This window comes from Mammaliicoccus sp. N-M50, from assembly GCF_022386995.1.
GTDB lineage: Bacteria > Bacillota > Bacilli > Staphylococcales > Staphylococcaceae > Mammaliicoccus > Mammaliicoccus sciuri_A.
The window spans coordinates 136,558-157,398 of sequence record NZ_JAJNJA010000006.1 but is presented as its reverse complement, the minus strand read 5'-3'; the positions used below and the strand labels follow the sequence as shown (position 1 = coordinate 157,398).

Genomic DNA, 20,841 nt, shown 5'->3' with positions numbered 1-20,841 from the left:
ATATGAGGTGTAGAAATGAAAAAATTATTAAGTTTTGTATTATGTTTAGCGTTATTGTTAGCAGCATGTGGTAATAACAACGAAGCATCAAGTAGTAAAAGTGACAGTAAAGAACGAACATTTACGACTGAAGGCGGCGAAAAAGTAAAAATTCCTAAAAATCCAAAGCGTATTCTATTACTGACAGCTAACTATGGTAACTTGAAAAAATTAGGTGTAGAACCAGTAGCGATCACAAGTGTATTCCCAGATTCTAAATATTTAGATATGAAAGACGTTAAGAAAATAGATCCAGAAGATGTTGAAGCGGCAGCGAAGCTTAAACCAGATTTAATCGTAACGTATAAAGAAAATAAAAATAATAATAAACTTTCAAAAATAGCACCAACTGTATCACTAAAAGTACAAGACACAGATTATAAACAAACTCATATCGAATACGGTAAATTAGTGAACAAAGAAGAAAAAGCTAAAAAACAAGCAGACGAACTATCAGATAAACTACTAAAAGACGGTAAAGAAATTAAAAAACATATCGGAGCAGATAAAACAGCTTCAATTATGGACGTACAAGCTAAAGATATTTATCAGTTCGGCGCAAGATTCGGTAGAGGTAGTGACGCACTATTCGATGGTTTCAAATTAAAAGAAGATCCAGAAGCTAAAAAAGCAATGCCAAAAGAAAAATTCATGAAAGTACCTCAAGAAAAATTTAACGATTATTCAGGAGACTACTTATTTATTCCAACAAAAGACGGTAAAAAACCAAATAATGAATTTACAAATTCAACTATCTGGAAAAATAATAAAGCAGTTAAAAACAATAACGTCATTTACTACACAAGTAATGAAGCATTATACGGAGATTTAATCTCAGTAGAGAAACAAGCAGAAACATTTAAAAAAGAACTATTAAAAAAATAAAGTAATATAAAAAAAGAAGCTCGAGTTGAGCTTCTTTTTTGTTATTTTATAGGCTAAGTTATTAATAAGTTGTCAACTCAAGTAAGTTTCCTTCTGGATCTTGAATGACCGCTTCATAATAACCATCACCTGTAACTCTTGGACCACTTAACAATGGATATCCATCTTGGCTAAATTGCTGAGCAAAGCTATCAACCGCTTCTCTATCACCAACTGAAATAGCGATATGAGCATAGCCTTTACCATCACCTAAATGACCTTTCAAAAATGGTTTGTTCATTATTTCTAAGCGACTGCCTTCTTCAAAATGCAAAAAGTATGATTTGAATTTCGTTTTTTCATTGAAATATAATTCACTACTCGTTACATTAAAATACTTTATATAAAAATCTTTCAGTTTATCAATATCGTCTGCCCACAATGCTACATGTTCTATTTTCATAATAATCTCCCTTTGTATCAATTTTTGAATTATATGTTTAGTGCTTTTTTAATTGTTAACAAGACACCATTTTCATCATTAGATGGCGCAATTTCTTTTGTGATTGATTTAATATCCTCACTGGCATTCTTCATTGCATAACTATAATTTGCCAACTCCAACATTTCTTTATCATTTCCAGCGTCACCAAAAGCCATCAGTTCTTCTCGAGTTAATCCTAATTCTTTCAATAAATTATTAAGCGTACTACCTTTATTAACACCTTTAAGAATAATATCAATATTATGATGCCCGCTAGAAACGGCTACAATTTGGTCTCCATACTTTTCATTTAATAAGTCTCTAAATTCGTGCCCATTATCATAAACGGATAAAGCCAATTTAACAAACTTATCTTCAGGCAAGTCTTTTAAATGATCCACTTCTTTAAGTTCATAATAATATTTTGACATATCAGATTTAAAAGCATCACTTGAGTTACTTAAAATATAAGCACTGTTTACACCACACAAAACAAACTCAATATTATGCTTACTTAATCCATCCAAGATATTCATTAATAATTGTTCGTCAAATTCTGCGACATTGGTAATATGATTATAATCAGCGTATATAGCACCATTCTCTGCTATGTAAGAAATATATTTATCTTCCCCTGGGAAAAAACTCCTAAGTTGATAATATTGATTACCACTCGCTACAATAAATTTTATGTTTTGTGATTTTAAATACGAGAATACATCTTTAAATAAATCTTTATCATAAGAACCTTCTGAATTCAAAAAAGTCCCATCCATATCAACCGCTATTGCTTTAATCAAGAATAAACCCTCCTTTTAATAAAACTAAGATTTATATGAAATATACAACCTCCAAATGATTATTATATGTACTCTATTTATGTAATGATTTTACCAATTTTACATTATAGATTCATTAATATTGCCCGGTGTACTTTTGCCTAACTCTTCTCTTTATATTACATTCATACAATACTCATACTATCTTTACATAGGGTTAAAATATGATTGATACACTTCTAAATAGATTGCTTTTTAAATCACTATAGGGTTAATTAGGAGGAAGTGTACATGTATAATCAGTCAATAGCAAAGAGATTCATTAGTGGTACGGCATGTATGATGTTATTATTAGGGATTTCTACTACTGGTACGGTTGAAGCGAGTGGTTCTGGTGGTTCTGGTGGTGCTGGTGATTCGTCTGTTGTGAATCAACAAGCTCATTCGGATATTAAAGTGATGTCTCAGAAGCCGGAGGTAGCGCCTGTACCTAAGAAAAATCAGCCGAATCGTATTATTACGAATTTTAATGGTGATACGAAAACAGAAATGGCTTTTAATTGGTATACGACAGATCAATTTAATGATGCTAAAGTTTGGGTGTCAGAGACGGGTCAATTTGATGATGCACAAGCGTTTGATGCAACTTCTAAACAAGTGGATTCTAAATATGTTGAACGAGATAAGAACGGCAATTTCATCTTTGCGGATGTAGAAAAAGATGACGAAGGTGAACCTGTTAAAGATGCACAAGGTAAAGAAAAAATAAATGGATATTATACAGATGAACATGCACAAGGTGCTGAATGGACGCGCGGTGATAAACATGGGAAGTCTGAACTAATGACAGTTCCTGAATATAATTATAAAGCGAAAGCAACGGGATTAAAGCCGAATACTACATATTATTATCGCGTAGGTAGTGCAAGTGGTCCTCAAAGTGAAGTTGGACAATTTAAGACTTCTGGCAACAACGGTGATCCTTTCCAATTCGTACAGTATACAGATACACAAAATGCTTATTGGAATGAACACGTAAGAAATGAAGCACAATTTGGGGCAGATACGTTAAGCAATGCTATTCAAACAGCAGGCAATCCAAACTTCGCATTACACACAGGAGACTTTGTAGAAACTGCAGAAATTGAAGATGAGTGGTTAGATTTATATGATCAATCACGTCCATCATTTATGTCACTACCTGTAGCTTCTGCACCAGGTAACCATGACGAATATGCGCTAAGCGAAGATGATGAAAAATTACTGACAAAGTATAACGAACATGTCAATGTGCCTAAAGAAAACAATGCAGTCAATGGTGGATCTTATTATTCGTTTGATTATAATGGTGCACATATGGTTGTCGCTAATACAAATGATAATAAGAAATCTAAAGATAATCCTGAAGAAAAAGCAATTGGCAAAGAACAAATGGAATGGATTAAACAAGATATTAAAGATGCCAGAAAGAATGGCTCTAAATGGGTTATTTTAAATCTGCATAAACCAATGTATTCTAAATCGTATCATGCACTATCAGATGAAGATGTTGCTAAAATACGTGACGAACTGACTCAACAAATTGATGATTTAGATGTGGATTTAGTGTTACAAGGTCATGACCACGTGCTTTCTCGTACGAAACCATTAGAACATACATCGACTAAAAATAGCTTTGTAAATGCTAAGAAAGAAGATGCCAAACAAATTAGAGGTCAAGATAACATCACTTATTATGATAACCCAGAAGGTTCAGTTTACGTGCTGCCAAATACAGGTGGTACAAAAGCGTATGACAGTATATATGACCGTCCTTTAGAACATATTAAGAAAGTTAGACCAGAGCTAGAAAATTTAACTCAAGAAGAATTAGATCATTATAATAGTTTGTTTGCGATAGGCGAGCAACCTCATAAGACAGATGCTTTTAATGATAGTCATGAAAATAATCGAGATTCATCTGATCAGAACTTCTCAGTTTATGATGTATCTGAAGGTAAATTAGTCGTTAAAATTTATCAATTACATGGCGATATTAGTAAAGGTGAACAAAGAACAGTTAAATTAGTTGATGAATTCGGTATTAAAAAAGACTAACCATAGATTTCAAAGTTAAATAAATATCCATAAGGCGTCTCCTTCAAATATGATGATATGGAGGCGCCTATTTGTTAATAGAAGGAGCGGTTACTTTGCGACGTGTATTCAATTATTTAAGTATGGCCATTGTGATGATAATGATATTAAGCGGTTGTCAAAATGGTTCGCAAGAAGAGACAAAGCAGCATAGTGAAACGAAACATGCAGCAACTAAGCAGATTCAACTTTCAGAGCAAGACAAAGATGCATTGAAACAAGAGTTACTAAAAATTGCTGACGAATATGGCCAAGATCAGCATAAAGCAGTAACTAATCGTTACTTTAGTCGAAACGAACAAATGGAAGGTGATGGCTATGCGATTACTGATGATGGTGAAATCCAAATAAAAGATCATAATAAACCAGGGTGGAAACATTTTAAGATCCATAATGTTGTCGGATTAACGATGTATCAAGGTCAGCATACTCAAGGTGGTTATGATGAACGAGCACAAGATTTAACTAATATTCAAGGATACAGTAGTGTCGCTAAAATGGATCAACCGATTACGAAATATTTGTTTGCAGATAACGGTAAAGTATACGAATATCAATTCAAGGCGAATAGTGAACCATCACTATCAACAGGATTTGCAACTAAAGATTACAACGGTAAAGATCCAAACTTAAAACCAAACGAAAAATTCATAGTTTCAAAGGATAAAATTTTAAATAAAAAATGGAAAATGTTGCTTTCAGAATATAAATGATAATATTTTAAAAATATCCATTATAAATTCACAGTTTAGATACGTGAAAATTTATGAAAAAATGTTATAATTGTGAATGGAAAAATAATAGCAATCATATATAGGAGGCAATTATGTCTAATTTACTTAATGTTCTAAGCGACAAACTAACAGGTAAAAATGTACGTATCGTATTACCAGAAGGTGAAGATGCGCGCGTATTAACAGCAGCAGTTAAATTACAAGCTACAGATTTGGTTGCACCAATCGTACTTGGTAATGAAGAAAAAATTAAAGAAACTGCAGCTGGTGCAGACTTATCAATCGATGGTCTTACAGTCATCAACCCAGAAACAAGTGAACTAAAAGCAGATTTAGTAGAAAAATTTGTTGAACGTCGTAAAGGTAAAGCAACTCAAGAACAAGCTGAAGAATTGTTAAATAACGTTAACTACTTCGGTACGATGTTAGTTTACACAAATCAAGCTGACGGATTAGTAAGTGGTGCAGCACATTCAACTGCAGACACTGTACGTCCAGCATTACAAATTATCAAAACAAAACCAGGCGTTACAAAAACATCTGGCGTATTCTTCATGACTAAAGGTGAAGAACAATATGTATTCGGTGATTGTGCAATTAACCCAGAACTTAATGCACAAGACTTAGCTGAGATTGCAATCGAAAGTGCTAAGACTGCTCAAGCATTTGGTATGTCTCCAAGAGTAGCAATGTTAAGCTTCTCAACTAAAGGTTCGGCTAAATCACCTGATACTGAAAAAGTATCTGAAGCAGTTTCTATTGCTCAAGAAAACTTAAAAGAAACAGATTTAAAAGATGTTGTATTAGATGGTGAATTCCAATTTGATGCAGCAATCGTTCCAGAAGTTGCTGCTAAGAAAGCACCAAATTCTGAAATTCAAGGTGATGCAAATGTATTTATCTTCCCTAGCTTAGAAGCGGGTAACATTGGATACAAAATTGCTCAACGTTTAGGTGGATTTGATGCAGTTGGTCCTGTATTACAAGGCTTAAACGCACCTGTTAACGATTTATCTCGTGGCTGTTCAGCTGAAGACGTATATAGTCTTTCAATCATTACAGCTGCTCAAACATTATAATCATGGCAAATTTGCAAGATTATTTTACACAAGAATGGCGATACATTGACCACACTTCAGGACTGCAGCCAATGCAGTCCTTTAGTTTCGATGATACATTTTGTGATCAAGTAGGAAATGATAAAAGTCCAAGTGTTGTTAGGACATGGATACACAATCACGTCGTGATATTAGGCATACATGATTCTAGATTACCTTATCTAAAAGACGGTATTGCATATTTAAATGATGTTAGAGGTTATAGTGCAATCGTTAGAAATTCTGGCGGATTAGGTGTTGTGTTAGATAAAGGTGTCCTGAATATATCTTTAATCTTTAAAGGTAAGCATGATGTATCCATTGATACAGGATATGAAGTGATGTTACGTCTTATTCGTGAAATGTTTAAAGAAGATACTAATGAAATTGAGAATAAAGAAATTACTGCATCATACTGCCCTGGTAGTTATGACTTAAGTATTCATAATCAAAAATTTGCTGGTATATCACAACGAAGAGTGAGAGGTGGTATAGCAGTTCAAATCTATTTATGTGTGGAAGGATCAGGCGCTGAACGTGCCGAAATGATGAAAGCATTCTATGAACATGCACTGAAAAACGAAAAGACAAAATTCATTTATCCGACTATCATACCTGAAAGCATGGCTTCATTGAACGAATTATTAGGCACTGAATATACAACTAACGACATACTATTTAAATTGTTAGGAAGTTTGAAAAATTTAGGTGCAACTTTGAATATGGATCCTGTCACAACAGAAGAATGGACATTGTACGATAAATATTTCGAAAGAATGATTGAACGCAATGATAAAATGATTCGAAATATGGAAAAACGATAAAATGACATTCTCAAACAACTGTTAAGGTGGTATAATAATTTATTGCAAAATTAACAATTAAGAAAGGTGGGGAAACAAATGCGAAATAAATTTCAAGTCTGCGATGATTGCCAAGCGGTTAACTTGCCATCACTTTTGAAAAAAATTAAAAAATTAGACCCAGAAGCTGAAATAGAAGTAGCATGCCAATCATATTGTGGACCAGGTAGAAGAAAGACATTCGCATTCGTAAATAACCGCCCATGTGCCGCTTTAACAGAAGACGAACTAATGGAAAAAATCCAAAAACAACTTCAAAAGAAACGCGATCCAGAAGAAGAAGAAAGATTGCGACTTAGAAATGAAGAACGAAAACGTCGACAAAAAGAATTAGACGAGAAGTTAAATAAGAAGTTGAAAAAGACACAGTCATAATATAAATATTAGCTATAAATCCCCTCAATACAACATGTAGTGGGGGATTTTTTATACTATATTATATGTTTGCTAATTTTTTTAGTGCATCCATATTTAATATGTTATAGCTATTGTTCTCTTTTGCTAAATATCCTTTTTGTACAAAGTCTGCGATAACAAATAATAAATGTCGATAAGATACGCCTAAGTATTGTGCGACTTGTGTATGTTTTTCTTCATATTTACCATTTTGTTCTGTAACTAAAATAAAAGAAGCAAGTCTTTTAGACAATGGATATGATTGGTTTCGTGTTGAAGTTCGAATATTTTTCATATTCTTATGTGCGATATAAGATAGTAAATTCTTTAATAATACTGGATCCGTTAATAAAGTGTCTTTAAGTTCATTAAGTGGTACTGCTAAACACCAACAATCTTCTATTGCTTGGACATTAAGGGGTGCAGCGTGTTCATCTATTAGTTCCATTTCTCCTATAAAAGAAGAAGGCGCAAAAAAATCGATTAAAGAAACTTGGCCATTTTCCATGTATTCGTATAATTTTGTCTTTCCTTTAACAAGATAAAATAAATATTCGGGTTTTTGAGTGTCTTGAATAATATGATCTTTTTGTGAAATGAAAAAGAGTTTTACGTGTTGTTGCACATCGAATCCAAAGAGATCGAGATAATTGAATTGGTCTATTAAATCTTGTTTAAGTTTGTCGTTATGAATTTCTCTCAATATTTCACACCTCTTATATGATATTTCTCATACTTACTTTAATCTTTGCAGAAGTATAATACAAGAATAAAGAAAAGGCTTACAAAAAGGAGAGGAATTATAATGGAAAAACAAAAAATAATTTTAGATTGTGATCCTGGTCATGATGATGCAATAACGATGTTAATGGCATACATTCATCCTAATATTGATTTACTTGGTATAACAATTGTTTCTGGGAATCAAACGCTTGAGAAAACTGTTAAGAATGGTTTGAGTGTCGCACAACACTTGAATATGGACGTTAAAATATATAGTGGGGCATCTGAACCTTTAGTGAGAGAACGTGTAGTTGCTGACAATGTTCATGGAGAAACAGGCATGGATGGTCCTGTATTTGATGCGTTAAATAGAGAACCCGAAGATAAAAGAGCAGTACAATTTATCATTGAAACGTTATTAGATAGTGAAGGAGATATTACGCTAGTACCAACTGGACCATTAACAAATATTGCTTTAGCGATGAAATTAGAACCATCCATCACATCTAAAATTAAAGAAATCGTATTAATGGGTGGCGCGTACGGTAATGGGAATTTCACGCCATCAGCAGAATTTAATATTTTTGCTGATCCAGAAGCGGCACATATTGTTTTTAAATCAGGTGTACCAATCGTCATGATGGGTCTAGATGTAACAAACAAGACACTATGCACACCTGAAATTATCAAACGTATGGAATCAACAAATAATAAAGCTGGGCAATTGTTTAGTGATTTAATGAACTTTACTTTAAAAACACAATTCCAAGAATTTGGATTGGAAGCAGGTCCATTACACGATGCAACAACAATAGGCTATCTTGTAAATAAAGACTTATTTGAAGTTCAAGATATGTACGTAGAAATCGACATTAATCGCGGACCAAGTTATGGACGAACAGTATGTGACGAATCCGACGTACTCAAAAAAGAACATAACGTTAAAGTAGCCAAAAACGTCAAAGTCGATGAATTCTTCGATCTAGTATATGAATGTATACGTATGTATTAAAGTATAAGAACATTGATTTGAAGGTGGTTTATTAAGGAATTAAAAATTTCTAAACATCTTCATTCTTGTTTATTAAATGCAATCATAATAATACTTAGAAAAAAAGGTAAAATGATAACTTTTGTTGTTTCTAATTCATGTTGAAGTATACTTTCGACTACGATAAATATTATCATTATTGAAAAATAATAAATTAAAAAAGTGTATAACAGTTTCATGATGTATCTCCTTTGAAATAGTTCATTATTTAAAAGTTAGTTTAATAGAAAAAAATCACTACAATTTGTTTTTTTAACAATGCTTGTAGTGATTTTTTATTACGATATATATATTTACACAGAATCAAGCTACATAACATTACAGAGCTTATGCATTAATTTTACATACTTCTAATCATATTTATTTTCTCTTGTATAGTTTTTGATTTTTCTATAGATAAAGAAGTTAACTTGATATATGACAACACTTAATATGAGTATTACAACAATAAAAAGAATCGTTCCTAAAAAGCCCGAGTAATTAAAAATAGGGAATCTTTTGAGTATTAAACAAGCTATCAAGAAAATAATACAGTTTAAAATCATAAATATCTTATTTTGTTCGAATCTTTTATATTTCATGTGAAAAACTCCATTTTCATTTCAAGTTATATATAATTTTACCGTATTTAAAGTATGAAATAAATAGAACTTAAAAGAATTTAATATAAAAAGGACTGTGTTCGTCAGTCAAAACACAGCCTTCAAATTATAAATTCATAAAATATCTGTTGGAGTGAGGTACTTTGCTTGAAGTCTTCGTGCGCTAGGTACAGTTTTTAGGGTATAACGCACGATATCTGGGAGTCTTCGTGCGCCAAGCCTCATTTTAACCCTATAACGCACGATATCTGGGAGTCTTCGTGCGCTAGGTACAGTTTTTAGGGTATAACGCACGATATCTAGAAGTCTTCGTGCGCTATAGCCCTGCCAACACAGCCTTCAAACATCAGCTCACTCAAAATATTCCATTCAAGTTTAGATTCATAACTTTATTCCAATTTTCAAATGTGAGTTCTTCTTCTGTTACGTTGTATGTCATCCCAACTTTATTGACTAACATATCAATTTTGCCAAATTGTTCTATGACGTTATTGAGCATTTGATTTACCGATGTTGGATCGGTTATATCTACTTTTAATGCTATTGTTTCAAGGTCTTCGCTCTGTTTAATTCCTGAGAGTGTTTTGGTTGTTGATGAGACGTTATGATCAGCAATGATAATCTGAACACCTGCTTGTGCTAATGCTAATGCCATTGATTGACCTATTCCTATTGTGCCACCGCTAATGATTGCAACTTTACCTTGTAATTTGAAGTGCTCTAATATATTTGTCATAGCATATCACCTTTTTATTCATGATTGGACTGCATTATTACTATCGTTGAGCTTATAATGGTTTGAACATAGCTAGATTATGAAGAGATATTAAAGATAAATGAGTTTAAATCGCCTCTGTATTTAGAGACGGAATATTCTATTGGTACACGATTCTCTATATAACCCACACTATGGAAGTAGAAGAGTGGGGCATCTATCTCTACAGATAATAAATCACTTACGGTTTCATCTGCTGTGATTAATTCAAGCTTTCTCGTAATTTCTTTGATAGGTGTTTGGTTTTTTTCTAACACTTCGTAAAATCGTGTCGTAGTAAAATCAATTTCTTTTAAATTAGGTACTAAGGATAATGGAATATAAGTTGTTACAAGTACGATTGGGTCTTCTTCTGCATATCTTAAACGGACTAATTTATATACAGATTCTCCAGGTTTTAGTTCTAATTGTTGCATGACTTCTTCATTGGCAACTTCTGATTTCAATGATAGAACTTTTGTCTTTGGGATTAATCCTTTTCTTGTCATTTCATCATTATAGCTTTCGATGACGTGTGTAAATTCTTGATTGATTTTACGTTGTCGAACGATTGTACCTCGCTTTTTTCGACGTTCTAAAAAGCCATCAATAACAAGTGCATTAATTGCTTGCCTAACAGTAGGTCTACTTACTTTATAATGTGAAGCCAAATCAACTTCATTTGGAATTTTATCGCCAACTTTATAGTCTTCGAATTCAATTTTATTCAGTAAATCTTCTTTAATTTGTTGATGTAAAGGTTTGTTTATCATAATTTATCATCCAATTTCTATCGTTTTCTGATCTGATTCTGTAAGACGTTCTTCTAATGCTTTGATGATATTGATACCTGAACTAGCGCCAATTCTTTCTGCACCATTTTTAATCATATTAATAAATGTATCAGCATCACGAATACCACCAGCTGCTTTAACTTTAACTTCGCCTTCTACAGTCTCGGACATTAATTTAACATCTTCTACAGTTGCACCTGATGTCGCAAAGCCAGTAGATGTTTTAATGAAATCAGGTTTAACGTCTTTTGCGATAAGGGATAAAGTTTTGATTTCATCTTTAGTTAAATAGGCATTTTCAAAGATTACTTTTGAAGTGACATTGTGTGCTTTACAAATTTCTACTATTGAAGACATTTCTTCTTTGATATAGTCTAAATTGCCATTTTTCAATTCAGTAACATTAATAACATAATCAACTTCTGTCGCACCGTTATGAATCGCATCTTGCGTCTCGAACTTCTTAGATTCAATAGAAGTCTGTCCTAATGGAAAAGCAATGGCAGCGCCTATTCCTATATCGGTTCCAGCTAATATTTCTGAACATAATTTAGATTGTACTTGGTTAACAGCAACCATCTTAAAATGGTATTTCTTTGCTTCTTCACAAAGTTGTCTTATATCTTCTGGGCTTGCATCTGCATGTAAGTTAGTGTGATCAATCATTCGGCAAAGGTCATCAATTGTATAAGATTTCATCAAAATAAACACTCCTTATTTGTATTGACATAATGATATAATAACGCGATTACATACGTCAATTGGGCTAGGAATCTAATAATAGTGACATTATAAATTATTATGTCATTACATAATAAAAAGTTTGATATTTTTTAGGATGGTTTTTATACTCTGAAAATGGGTATATATCTCAATGAAAATATAAATAAAAAAGGTGGATTATCATGACTAAAATTTTTGTTACTGGCGCTACTGGTTTAATAGGTACAAAATTAACTAAACGCTTAATTGAAGAAGGTTATGAAGTAGCTGGGTTAACAACTTCTGAAAAAGGTAAAGAAAAACTTGATAATGCAGGTGTAAAAGCATATATAGGCAACATATTAGAATATGACACAATAGAAAAAAGTATCGGTGATTTTAAACCAGATATAATCATGAACGAAATCACGGATTTAAAACAAGTTGATATGTCAGCTAATACGAAAGTTAGAATAGAAGGTACGAGAAATCTTGTAGAAGCGGCAATTAAACACGATGTGCCACATATCCAATCACAAAGTATTGCATTTGTTTATGAAGCTGGAGATACATTAGCAACAGAAGAAACAAGTTTAGACTATGATGCTAGTGGCGATCGTAAAATAACAGTTGATGGTGTAGAAGGATTAGAAAAAGAATCAGCTAGATTAAACAAACATGTTATTTTACGTTACGGTTTATTATACGGACCAGGTACTTGGTATGGTAAAGATGGTATGATTTATAATCAATTTATTAATGGTGAAGTTACGATGACGGACGGCATACAATCATTTATTCATATAGATGATGCAGTTGAAACAGCCATTCAAGCATTAAACTTTGAATCAGGTATTTATAACGTAGCAGATGATGAGCCCGTAAAAGGAGACGATTGGGCTAAATGGTATGCCAATGAATTAAACGTCACACCAACCCTAAACATCGAGCCAGCAGCACCATTTGAGCGCGGCGTAACAAATAAGAAATTTAAAGACCAAGGCGGTAAACTTATTTATACAACTTGGAAAGACGGAATGCACCCGATTAAATAAATATATTTAATATTAAATTAACCCCCCTCTACTATTTTTATAGTGAGGGGATTATTATTTAGTAAAAATGATTGTTAGTTTTTCATTTTTTATATTTTGACGTTCTGTATTTTAAATTTGTGTTAACATACTTAACAAATATTACATTTCTGTAGGGTTTTCGGGTATAATTAAGTATTCTGAATATTATAGTTTTTAATATATAAATGATATAATTATTTATAACGTGAGATATAAAGTTATTTTAAATGTGTACATTGGAACGTTATTAAACGGGGATTTACAAACTTAGATTAATAGACATCATGAATTGACGATTGATGTGTAAGGTAGATAGAGGAGAGATATTTATGGCAAATGTAAGAAAAGCAACAATTGAAGATTATTCAGGTATTAAAAATGTAGCGTCTAAGGCTTGGTATGACACGTATACCAATATTTATACTGCGAGCACTGTGACGGCATTTTTAAATGCGTCTTATTCTAAAGAGATGCTTCAAAAGCGCATTAATGATTCTGATTTCTTTGTTGCAGAAGATGAAGATAAGATTGTTGGTTTTGCTAATTTTATCAAAGGTACTGAATTGTATTTATCTTCTCATTATGTTCTACCTGAAGCGCAACGTGAAGGGTATGGTAAAGCTTTATTACAAGCAGGTTTAGATCAATACAAAGATTTATATCATGAAGTTTATTTAGAAGTGGATGGCAAGAATGCTATCGGTATAGCCTTTTATAAAAAGGAAGGTTTTGAAGTGATACGTGAATATGAAGAATTACTTTTTGGTGACACAATGCGCACGACGTTAATGAAAAAAACTTTTTAGGAGGTTGATTGTAATGGAACAATCACTAAATAAATGGATTTCGCAATTTTATGAAGCTTATGAGAATCAATCAATTATTCCAAATGGTGTTTTACCATCGAATATAACTGAACATGCTGCATATGATATTCAAGAAGGTGTGTTGCAGCGTAAGGAAGAAACTGAAATTCATAAAGGTTATAAAATTAGTTTAACGAGTCAAGAAACGAGAGATATCTTTTCTTCAACAACGCCATTATATGGTGCAATGGGAGAAACAACTATTCTGGACAAACATATTTATTTAAATGACTTAAATGAGCCTTTAGCAGAGTTAGAATTAGTCTTTATTGTTCAAGAAGAATTAACAGAAGAAGATAGCCTTGAAGATATTATGGATAAATGCTTGATTGCACCAGGGGTAGAGATTCCAGATTCACGTTTTAGTAACTGGTTCCCTAATTTATCAGTAACAGAAATTATTGCCGATAGCGCAGTAAGTGGTGGCGTTGTTTACGGTGAACCTAAGAAATTAAGTTATGAAGATATAGATAACATTAAAGGGACATTATATTTAGACGGTAAAGAATTAGCTTCTGGATTTAGTACAGAAGTTGAAGGACATCCTGCTAAAGCTGTTAAGTGGTTGATTAATGAAATTAAAGAATATAATCGTTCATTAACACCAGGCATGTTTATTTCAAGTGGAACATTTATTTTGCCAAAACCTTTAACACAAGGAGAGTATAAAGCCGTATATGAAAATGTCGGCGAAGTTGAATTTATTGTAGAATAATTGGATGAAATGGAGGGAACAAAGTGACACAGGAAGCTTATGGAACAAAAAAATTACCTGAAGAGAAAGTTTTTAAAGACCCTGTTCATCGTTATATACACGTAAGAGACCAATTAATTTGGGATCTTATCAAAACGAAAGAATTTCAACGCTTAAGAAGAATTAAACAACTTGGAACACTCTATTTATCTTTCCATACAGCTGAGCATAGTCGCTTTGGACATTCTCTAGGTGTATATGAAATTGTACGACGTATGATAGACGAAGTATTTGAAGGACGTGCACATTGGGATAATAAGGATAGACCACTCGCATTATGTGCAGCACTTTTACATGATTTAGGGCACGGTCCATTTTCACATTGTTTTGAAAAAATCTTTCTAACGGATCATGAAAAATTTACACAGCTGATCATTAAAGGTGATACAGAAGTTAATGAAGTATTGAGTAGAGTGTCGCCTGATTTTCCAGCTGAAGTAGCAGAAGTGATTAATAAGACACATGAAAATAAATTAGTCATATCAATGATTTCATCTCAAATAGATGCTGATCGCATGGATTATTTACAGCGAGATGCTTATTTTACAGGTGTGAGTTACGGTCAATTTGATATGGAACGTGTACTTAGATTGATGCGTCCGTCTAAAGATGAAGTGTTGATTAAAGAAAGTGGTATGCATGCAGTTGAAAATTTCTTAATGAGTCGTTATCAAATGTATTGGCAAATTTATTTTCACCCGGTGAGTCGAGGTGGAGAAGTGTTGCTTAATCGCTGCTTTAAGCGTGCGAAAGTACTTTATGATCAAGGGTATTCATTTAAAGAACAACCCAAATATTTAATTCCATTTTTTGAAGAAGACGTTTCAATCGCTGATTATATTCGTCTTGATGAAGCGGTCGTAATGTATTATTTAGAAGAGTGGACTGAAGAAGATGATCCAATCTTAAGTGATTTAAGTAAAAGATTTGTTAATCGTGATTTATTTAAATACTTACCATTTGATGGATCTATTATTACGATTGGTGAACTGACAGATCTATTTGAAAAAGGTGGCATTGACCCAGAATATTATTTCGTTTGTGACTCGTTCTCAGACTTACCGTATGATTATGATCGACCAGGATCAAATAGACAGCCGATACATCTATTACAGAAGACAGGTCGTATTAAAGAAATTAGTAGCCAGTCAGTCATCATCCATAGTATTACAGGGATTAAACGTTTAGACTATAAACTGTATTATCCTAAAGAATTAATTATAGAAATGGAAGATGAAACGATTAAAGGCGATATTATCAATATATTAAATGAACTCGTGTAGATTACAAACTTGAATGTCAGTCTGATACTCTAGTATGATGTAATCATGAATTAAATGAGGTGAAACAAGTGGCTGAAAAGAAAGGATTTCAATTTAATATCATTAAAAATGATCCATTAGATGGGCATAAAGGTACAAATATAGGCTCTATAAGTTTAGACAACGTTGCGCCTGTATTTGTCGATGTATCAGAACAAACTGCATTTATCGATATTGGTGCCATGCATGCTAGAGCTGAAGTAGAAAAGCGTGTGAAATGGGTTAAAGATATAGAAGAAGTCAAAGGTGAAGAAGCAAAAGAATATTGGCTTTGCTGGGTTACAACTGAACGTGGCGAACAAGGTCCATATTATGCAGGGCTAACAGGATGCTATTTAATGGTTAATAAACCGAAGAAGCGTGGATATAAAAGTATGCCAGAACATGTGAATATGATGGATAAATCTATGAAACATCAAGTGAAGATTGACCAAATTGGTGACGAAAATAGAGCAATTCTTAAAAAATTCCTTCAAGAACATAATTCTGAAATGTGGCATAACAGCAGTGATGAACTAAAATCATCTTTAGAGATAAATTAAATATGTCTATTTTGTGACTTAATTGTGAATTATCACAATTCAATTAAATAGCTATTGTCTTTTCACAATATCATAAGTAAAATAGTTGATAGCTACTATAGCTAGGACACTAAAAAAAGCAGGCGCTTTTCGCCCTGCTTTTTTTAATTTTAATAGTCAAATATGCTATAATGATATACGTTCTTAAACGGTGAGGTGGCCAATTATGAAAGAAAATATTAATATAAATATTAAACAAGTCGTGAAACAAAATGGCGAGAAAGAAACATTTCAAACAAAAACATCAGGTACATTTCATAGAAGAAATAGCGATATAATTAGATATGAAGAAACGATTGATGAACAAATCGTAAAAAATATGCTTAAAATAGAAGATGATGGCGTGAAAATCCACCGTACAGGCGCGGTCAAAACAGTCTTTCATTTTGTTGAAGGACAGGAAACGATTAGTTATTATGATACTGATGCAGGACGCATGACAATGCACGTTAATACATTATCAATCAAACACTTTATAGACGATCAACAAGGTAAACTCAGGATACATTATCAGCTAAGTGATCAAACTGGGTTACTTGGAACATACCAATTTCAAATTAATTATAAGGAGATAAATGAATGAACATTATTAACAAAGTTAAAGAAACGTTAATTGAAGAAATTAAAGCAAGTATCATTAAATCTGAACTTGTAGAAACAGTTCCAGAAATTAAAATCGAAACACCTAAAGACCCTACAAATGGAGATTACTCTTCAAATATTGCGATGGTATTAACAAAATTAGCGCGTAAAAATCCTCGTGAAATTGCGAATCAAATCGTTGAAAATTTAGACACAAATAAAGCGAATGTTAAAAAAGTAGATATTGCAGGTCCTGGATTTATTAACTTTTATTTAGATCAACAATATTTAACTGAAATTATTAAGACAGCTTTATCAAAAGGCGAAACATTTGGTCAAACAGAAGAACGTAAAAACGAAAGTATCATCGTTGAGTATGTATCTGCAAACCCAACAGGAGATTTGCATATTGGACATGCACGTAATGCAGCAGTAGGTGATACGTTATCAAACGTGTTAAGTGCAGCTGGTTATGATGTAACACGTGAATATTATATTAACGATGCAGGTAAACAAATTGAAAATTTAGCGCATTCTATCGAAGCGCGTTATAACCAAGCGTTAGGTTTAGATGCTGAATTACCTGAAGATGGTTATTACGGTAAAGATATTATCGCAATCGGTAAAGACTTAGCTGAAAAACATCCTGAAATTAAAGATCAAGCTGAAGAAGAACGTATTAAGACATTCCGTAAACTTGGTTTAGATTATGAAATGAAAAAATTAAAACAAGACTTAGCAGATTTTAATATTCATTTTGATAATTGGTTCAGTGAAACATCATTATATGAAACAAACAAAATTTCAGCTGTTTTAGATAAAATGACTGAATTAGGCTATACTTATGAACAAGATGGCGCAACATGGTTAAAAACATCAGAATTTGGTGACGATAAAGACCGTGTGTTAATTAAACAAGACGGTACGTATACGTATTTCTTACCAGATATCGCTTATCATTACGATAAAGTAGAACGTGGTTTTGACAAATTAATTAATTTATTTGGTGCTGATCACCACGGTTATATTAATCGTTTAAAAGCATCTCTTGAAACATTTGGCGTAGATTCAAAACGTCTTGAAATACAAATTATGCAAATGGTACGATTATTACAAGACGGCGTTGAAGTGAAAATGAGTAAACGTACAGGTAATGCTATTACATTACGTGACATTATGGATGAAGTAGGCATTGATGCTGCTCGTTACTTCTTAACGATGCGTAGTCCTGATACACACTTTGACTTTGATATGGAATTAGCTAAGAAAGAATCACAAGATAACCCAGTGTATTATGCACAATATGCACATGCGCGTATATCATCTATTATTCGTCAAGCAGAAGAAAAAGGTATCACGATTGATCAAAATGTTGATTTATCATTAATTACACATGAAAAAGCATTTGATTTATTGAAGAAAATTGCTGAATTTGAACCAACAATTGTTTCTGCTGCAGAATCACGCAGTCCACATCGTATTACGAATTATATTCAAGATTTGGCTGCACAGTTCCACAAGTTCTATAATGCAGAGAAAGTATTAACAGATGATGCAGAGAAGACAAAAGCGCATTTAGCTTTAATTGAAGCGGCGCGTATTACACTTCGCAATGCGTTAGCATTAGTAGGTGTGTCAGCTCCAGAATCTATGTAATTTAATCATTATTTTAATTGAGGTGCAGCTCAATCTTATTTGAGTTGCGCCTTTTTGTGTACCATTTTTTAATTAAATATATGGAGGGATTAAGTATGAAAATAAACAAAATAATTTATTTAATCTTTGCTGCTATGATCATCGTGACAGGTTGCCAAAGCGGAGATAATACGGATAACAAGAAAGAAACGAAACAAGAAACAACTGATAAGAAAGAATATAAGCGTATTGTGTCGCTTATTCCAAGTAATACAGAAATATTATACGCGTTAGGACTTGGAGATAAAGTCGTTGGGGTATCAACTGTTGATGATTATCCTAAAGATGTGAAAGATAAAAAACAATTCGATGCCTTTAAACTTGATACAGAGGCATTATTAAAAGCAAAACCTGATTTAATTTTGGCGCATGAGTCGAACAAATCTACACAAGAAAAAGATTTAAAAAAATTAAGTGATGCAGGCGTGAAAGTCGTCTACATAGATGATGCAAATTCAATTAATGAAATGTATGATACATTCAAGCAAGTTGGAAAAGTAACAGGTAAAGAAAAAGAAGCAGATAAATTAGTAAGTAAAGTGAAGAAAGAAATAAAAGATGTTGTAAAAGATGTCCCTAAAGACCAACAAGGTAAAAAAGTATTTATGGAAATTTCTTCTCAACCTGACATTTACACGTCAGGATCAAATACGTTTTATGATGATATGTTAACTTCTATCAAAGCTAAGAACCTTTATCATGACCAAGAAGGATGGATTAAAACGGATAAAGAGAGTATTCTTAAAAGAAATCCTGATGTTATGATTACAACAAGTGGACAGTCTGAAGCGGAATATCAAAAATTAAATAACAATAGAGATGGCTTTGACCAAGTTAATGCTGTTAAAGAGAAACACGTTCATGCACTCAATGCAGATATGATTTCTAGACCAGGACCAAGATTAGCGAAAGGTCTAAAAGAACTTTCTGAAAAAGTTTATGACTAAAAATCATAACGTTTATCGTCATGTTGTGATATGGTTTCTCGTTCTATTGTTTGCAATTGGCATTTCTTTATTCGTAGGATCTACGGGTATAACATGGAAATTTGATAATCAACTAGAATGGACGATTTTTTACAAGTTAAGAGTACCGCGGACACTGTTAGCATTAATTGCTGGTATGGGGCTAGTCATGAGTGGTCAAATCTATCAAACGATATTGAATAATCCACTCGCGGATAGTTTTACATTAGGATTAGCGAGCGGGGCAACATTCGGAAGTGCACTTGCCGTATTTATCGGCGTATCCATTTGGTTTGTGCCACTATTTTCAATATTCTTCAGCTTGTTAACGCTTATCGTTGTTGTACTGATTACAGAAACGATGGTCAAAACATTTCATGTAGCAACAATGATACTTTCAGGTATTTTTATTGGTGCGTTCTTTAGTTCGGCACTCTATATCCTTTTATTGCTTAAGCCGGATAAAGTTAATAGCATGGTGTCATATATGTTTGGTAGTGTTTCATCTGCCGAAAGAATAACTGTAGAAATCACTGGGATTGTTACTTTAATCTGTATCTTAATCTTGTTTATGATGAGTCATTATATTAAAATGATTCAATTAGGTGAAGATAAAGCAACTACACTTGGTGTGAATGTTCGATTGATATCATGGACATGTTTGCTATTAGCTGCTATAATGACAGCCGTTATTATAAGTTTTACGGGTATTATTGGATTTATAGGTATGATTGTACCTCAAGTTGTTAGAAGGGTGTACAAGGTACCTATTAACGTTCAAATGATGTTGAATTTATTAATCGGCGGCGCACTTTTATTAATTGCAGATACTGTTGGCAGAATTATCATAAGTCCGATTCAAATTCCGGTTGGCATTATACTCTCAATTATTGCCATACCGATTATGATGTATTTAATGATTACAGAACAACGAAAAAAAGAAAGAACTTACTGAATATTTAATGTATCTATCAGTATTAAA

Annotated in this window: 23 protein-coding genes; 16 read left to right on the top strand and 7 right to left on the bottom strand. The window is 32.8% G+C overall.

The genetic code is table 11. The features are described from left to right. The first annotated feature begins 15 nt into the window (after positions 1-15). Complete coding sequence (locus LQ622_RS10640; RefSeq protein ID WP_206166500.1) at positions 16-924, top strand: ABC transporter substrate-binding protein; 909 nt, start codon at positions 16-18, stop codon at positions 922-924. 61 nt (positions 925-985) lie between these two features. On the opposite strand, the gene LQ622_RS10635 is transcribed toward LQ622_RS10640, so the two are convergent. Both LQ622_RS10635 and LQ622_RS10630 read right to left on the bottom strand, forming a co-directional pair. Further along, complete coding sequence (locus tag LQ622_RS10635) at positions 986-1,366, bottom strand: VOC family protein (protein WP_107576876.1); 381 nt, start codon at positions 1,364-1,366, stop codon at positions 986-988. Positions 1,367-1,395: 29 nt separating this feature from the next. Beyond that, complete coding sequence (locus LQ622_RS10630; RefSeq protein WP_204188317.1) at positions 1,396-2,187, bottom strand: Cof-type HAD-IIB family hydrolase; 792 nt, start codon at positions 2,185-2,187, stop codon at positions 1,396-1,398. Between the two features lie 270 nt (positions 2,188-2,457). On the opposite strand from LQ622_RS10630, the gene LQ622_RS10625 reads away from it, so the two are divergent. From LQ622_RS10625 to LQ622_RS10605, 5 genes are all read left to right on the top strand, one after another. Continuing rightward, on the top strand, positions 2,458-4,263 hold the full coding sequence (locus tag LQ622_RS10625; protein ID WP_239762610.1) for a purple acid phosphatase family protein: 1,806 nt from the start codon (positions 2,458-2,460) through the stop codon (positions 4,261-4,263). 71 nt (positions 4,264-4,334) lie between these two features. Continuing rightward, positions 4,335-5,015, top strand: coding sequence for a hypothetical protein (locus LQ622_RS10620; RefSeq protein WP_239775114.1), 681 nt, complete (start codon positions 4,335-4,337; stop codon positions 5,013-5,015). 113 nt (positions 5,016-5,128) lie between these two features. Beyond that, a complete protein-coding gene (gene pta / locus LQ622_RS10615; protein ID WP_204258248.1) occupies positions 5,129-6,115 on the top strand; it encodes a phosphate acetyltransferase in 987 nt (328 codons plus the stop codon). Positions 6,116-6,117: 2 nt separating this feature from the next. Then, the gene (locus tag LQ622_RS10610) at positions 6,118-6,957 is read left to right on the top strand and encodes a lipoate--protein ligase family protein (RefSeq protein WP_037589955.1); all 840 of its coding nucleotides are present in this window, start codon (positions 6,118-6,120) and stop codon (positions 6,955-6,957) included. Positions 6,958-7,035: 78 nt separating this feature from the next. Further along, positions 7,036-7,371, top strand: coding sequence for a YuzB family protein (locus LQ622_RS10605; protein WP_025904905.1), 336 nt, complete (start codon positions 7,036-7,038; stop codon positions 7,369-7,371). Positions 7,372-7,432: 61 nt separating this feature from the next. On the opposite strand, the gene yeiL is transcribed toward LQ622_RS10605, so the two are convergent. After that, positions 7,433-8,095 carry a transcriptional regulator YeiL gene (gene yeiL, locus LQ622_RS10600; RefSeq protein WP_239775112.1) on the bottom strand — a complete coding sequence of 221 codons (663 nt, stop codon included), beginning with the start codon at positions 8,093-8,095 and terminating at the stop codon, positions 7,433-7,435. A 102-nt stretch (positions 8,096-8,197) separates the two neighbouring features. Between yeiL and rihB the strand changes: the two genes are divergently transcribed. After that, on the top strand, positions 8,198-9,127 hold the full coding sequence (rihB, locus tag LQ622_RS10595; RefSeq protein ID WP_204977328.1) for a ribosylpyrimidine nucleosidase: 930 nt from the start codon (positions 8,198-8,200) through the stop codon (positions 9,125-9,127). Between the two features lie 59 nt (positions 9,128-9,186). Here rihB and LQ622_RS10590 read toward each other — a convergent pair whose 3' ends face one another. The 4 genes from LQ622_RS10590 to deoC form a co-directional block, all read right to left on the bottom strand. Continuing rightward, positions 9,187-9,345 carry a hypothetical protein gene (locus LQ622_RS10590; RefSeq protein ID WP_239775110.1) on the bottom strand — a complete coding sequence of 53 codons (159 nt, stop codon included), beginning with the start codon at positions 9,343-9,345 and terminating at the stop codon, positions 9,187-9,189. Between the two features lie 778 nt (positions 9,346-10,123). After that, the gene (locus LQ622_RS10585) at positions 10,124-10,504 is read right to left on the bottom strand and encodes an SDR family NAD(P)-dependent oxidoreductase (protein ID WP_239762618.1); all 381 of its coding nucleotides are present in this window, start codon (positions 10,502-10,504) and stop codon (positions 10,124-10,126) included. 77 nt (positions 10,505-10,581) lie between these two features. Next, the gene (locus LQ622_RS10580; protein ID WP_239762619.1) at positions 10,582-11,295 is read right to left on the bottom strand and encodes a GntR family transcriptional regulator; all 714 of its coding nucleotides are present in this window, start codon (positions 11,293-11,295) and stop codon (positions 10,582-10,584) included. Between the two features lie 6 nt (positions 11,296-11,301). Next, positions 11,302-12,015, bottom strand: a complete 714-nt coding sequence (deoC, locus tag LQ622_RS10575) for a deoxyribose-phosphate aldolase (protein WP_239762717.1) — start codon at positions 12,013-12,015, stop codon at positions 11,302-11,304. Between the two features lie 206 nt (positions 12,016-12,221). Here deoC and LQ622_RS10570 point away from each other — a divergent pair, with 206 nt between their 5' ends. The 9 genes from LQ622_RS10570 to LQ622_RS10530 all read left to right on the top strand — a co-directional run bounded on the left by LQ622_RS10570 (position 12,222) and on the right by LQ622_RS10530 (position 20,814). After that, positions 12,222-13,073, top strand: a complete 852-nt coding sequence (locus LQ622_RS10570; RefSeq protein ID WP_239762620.1) for an NAD-dependent epimerase/dehydratase family protein — start codon at positions 12,222-12,224, stop codon at positions 13,071-13,073. Between the two features lie 350 nt (positions 13,074-13,423). After that, the gene (locus tag LQ622_RS10565) at positions 13,424-13,900 is read left to right on the top strand and encodes a GNAT family N-acetyltransferase (protein WP_239762621.1); all 477 of its coding nucleotides are present in this window, start codon (positions 13,424-13,426) and stop codon (positions 13,898-13,900) included. A gap of 13 nt (positions 13,901-13,913) precedes the next feature. Then, the gene (locus tag LQ622_RS10560) at positions 13,914-14,675 is read left to right on the top strand and encodes a 2-keto-4-pentenoate hydratase (RefSeq protein WP_239762624.1); all 762 of its coding nucleotides are present in this window, start codon (positions 13,914-13,916) and stop codon (positions 14,673-14,675) included. A gap of 23 nt (positions 14,676-14,698) precedes the next feature. Continuing rightward, on the top strand, positions 14,699-15,997 hold the full coding sequence (locus LQ622_RS10555; protein ID WP_048541443.1) for an HD domain-containing protein: 1,299 nt from the start codon (positions 14,699-14,701) through the stop codon (positions 15,995-15,997). 68 nt (positions 15,998-16,065) lie between these two features. Further along, the gene (locus LQ622_RS10550) at positions 16,066-16,578 is read left to right on the top strand and encodes a YwhD family protein (RefSeq protein WP_191836148.1); all 513 of its coding nucleotides are present in this window, start codon (positions 16,066-16,068) and stop codon (positions 16,576-16,578) included. A 205-nt stretch (positions 16,579-16,783) separates the two neighbouring features. Further along, positions 16,784-17,200 carry a YwiB family protein gene (locus tag LQ622_RS10545; RefSeq protein WP_025904915.1) on the top strand — a complete coding sequence of 139 codons (417 nt, stop codon included), beginning with the start codon at positions 16,784-16,786 and terminating at the stop codon, positions 17,198-17,200. Beyond that, positions 17,197-18,855: an arginine--tRNA ligase gene (gene argS, locus LQ622_RS10540; RefSeq protein ID WP_239762626.1), complete on the top strand. Its 1,659-nt coding sequence runs from the start codon at positions 17,197-17,199 to the stop codon at positions 18,853-18,855. The genes LQ622_RS10545 and argS overlap by 4 nt, the downstream gene beginning before the upstream one ends. Positions 18,856-18,950: 95 nt before the next feature. Next, entirely contained in the window at positions 18,951-19,841 is an 891-nt protein-coding gene (locus LQ622_RS10535) for an ABC transporter substrate-binding protein (protein ID WP_239762627.1), read from the top strand. Beyond that, a complete protein-coding gene (locus tag LQ622_RS10530; RefSeq protein ID WP_239762629.1) occupies positions 19,834-20,814 on the top strand; it encodes a FecCD family ABC transporter permease in 981 nt (326 codons plus the stop codon). Before LQ622_RS10535 ends, LQ622_RS10530 begins: the two co-directional genes overlap by 8 nt. Positions 20,815-20,841 lie beyond the last annotated feature (27 nt).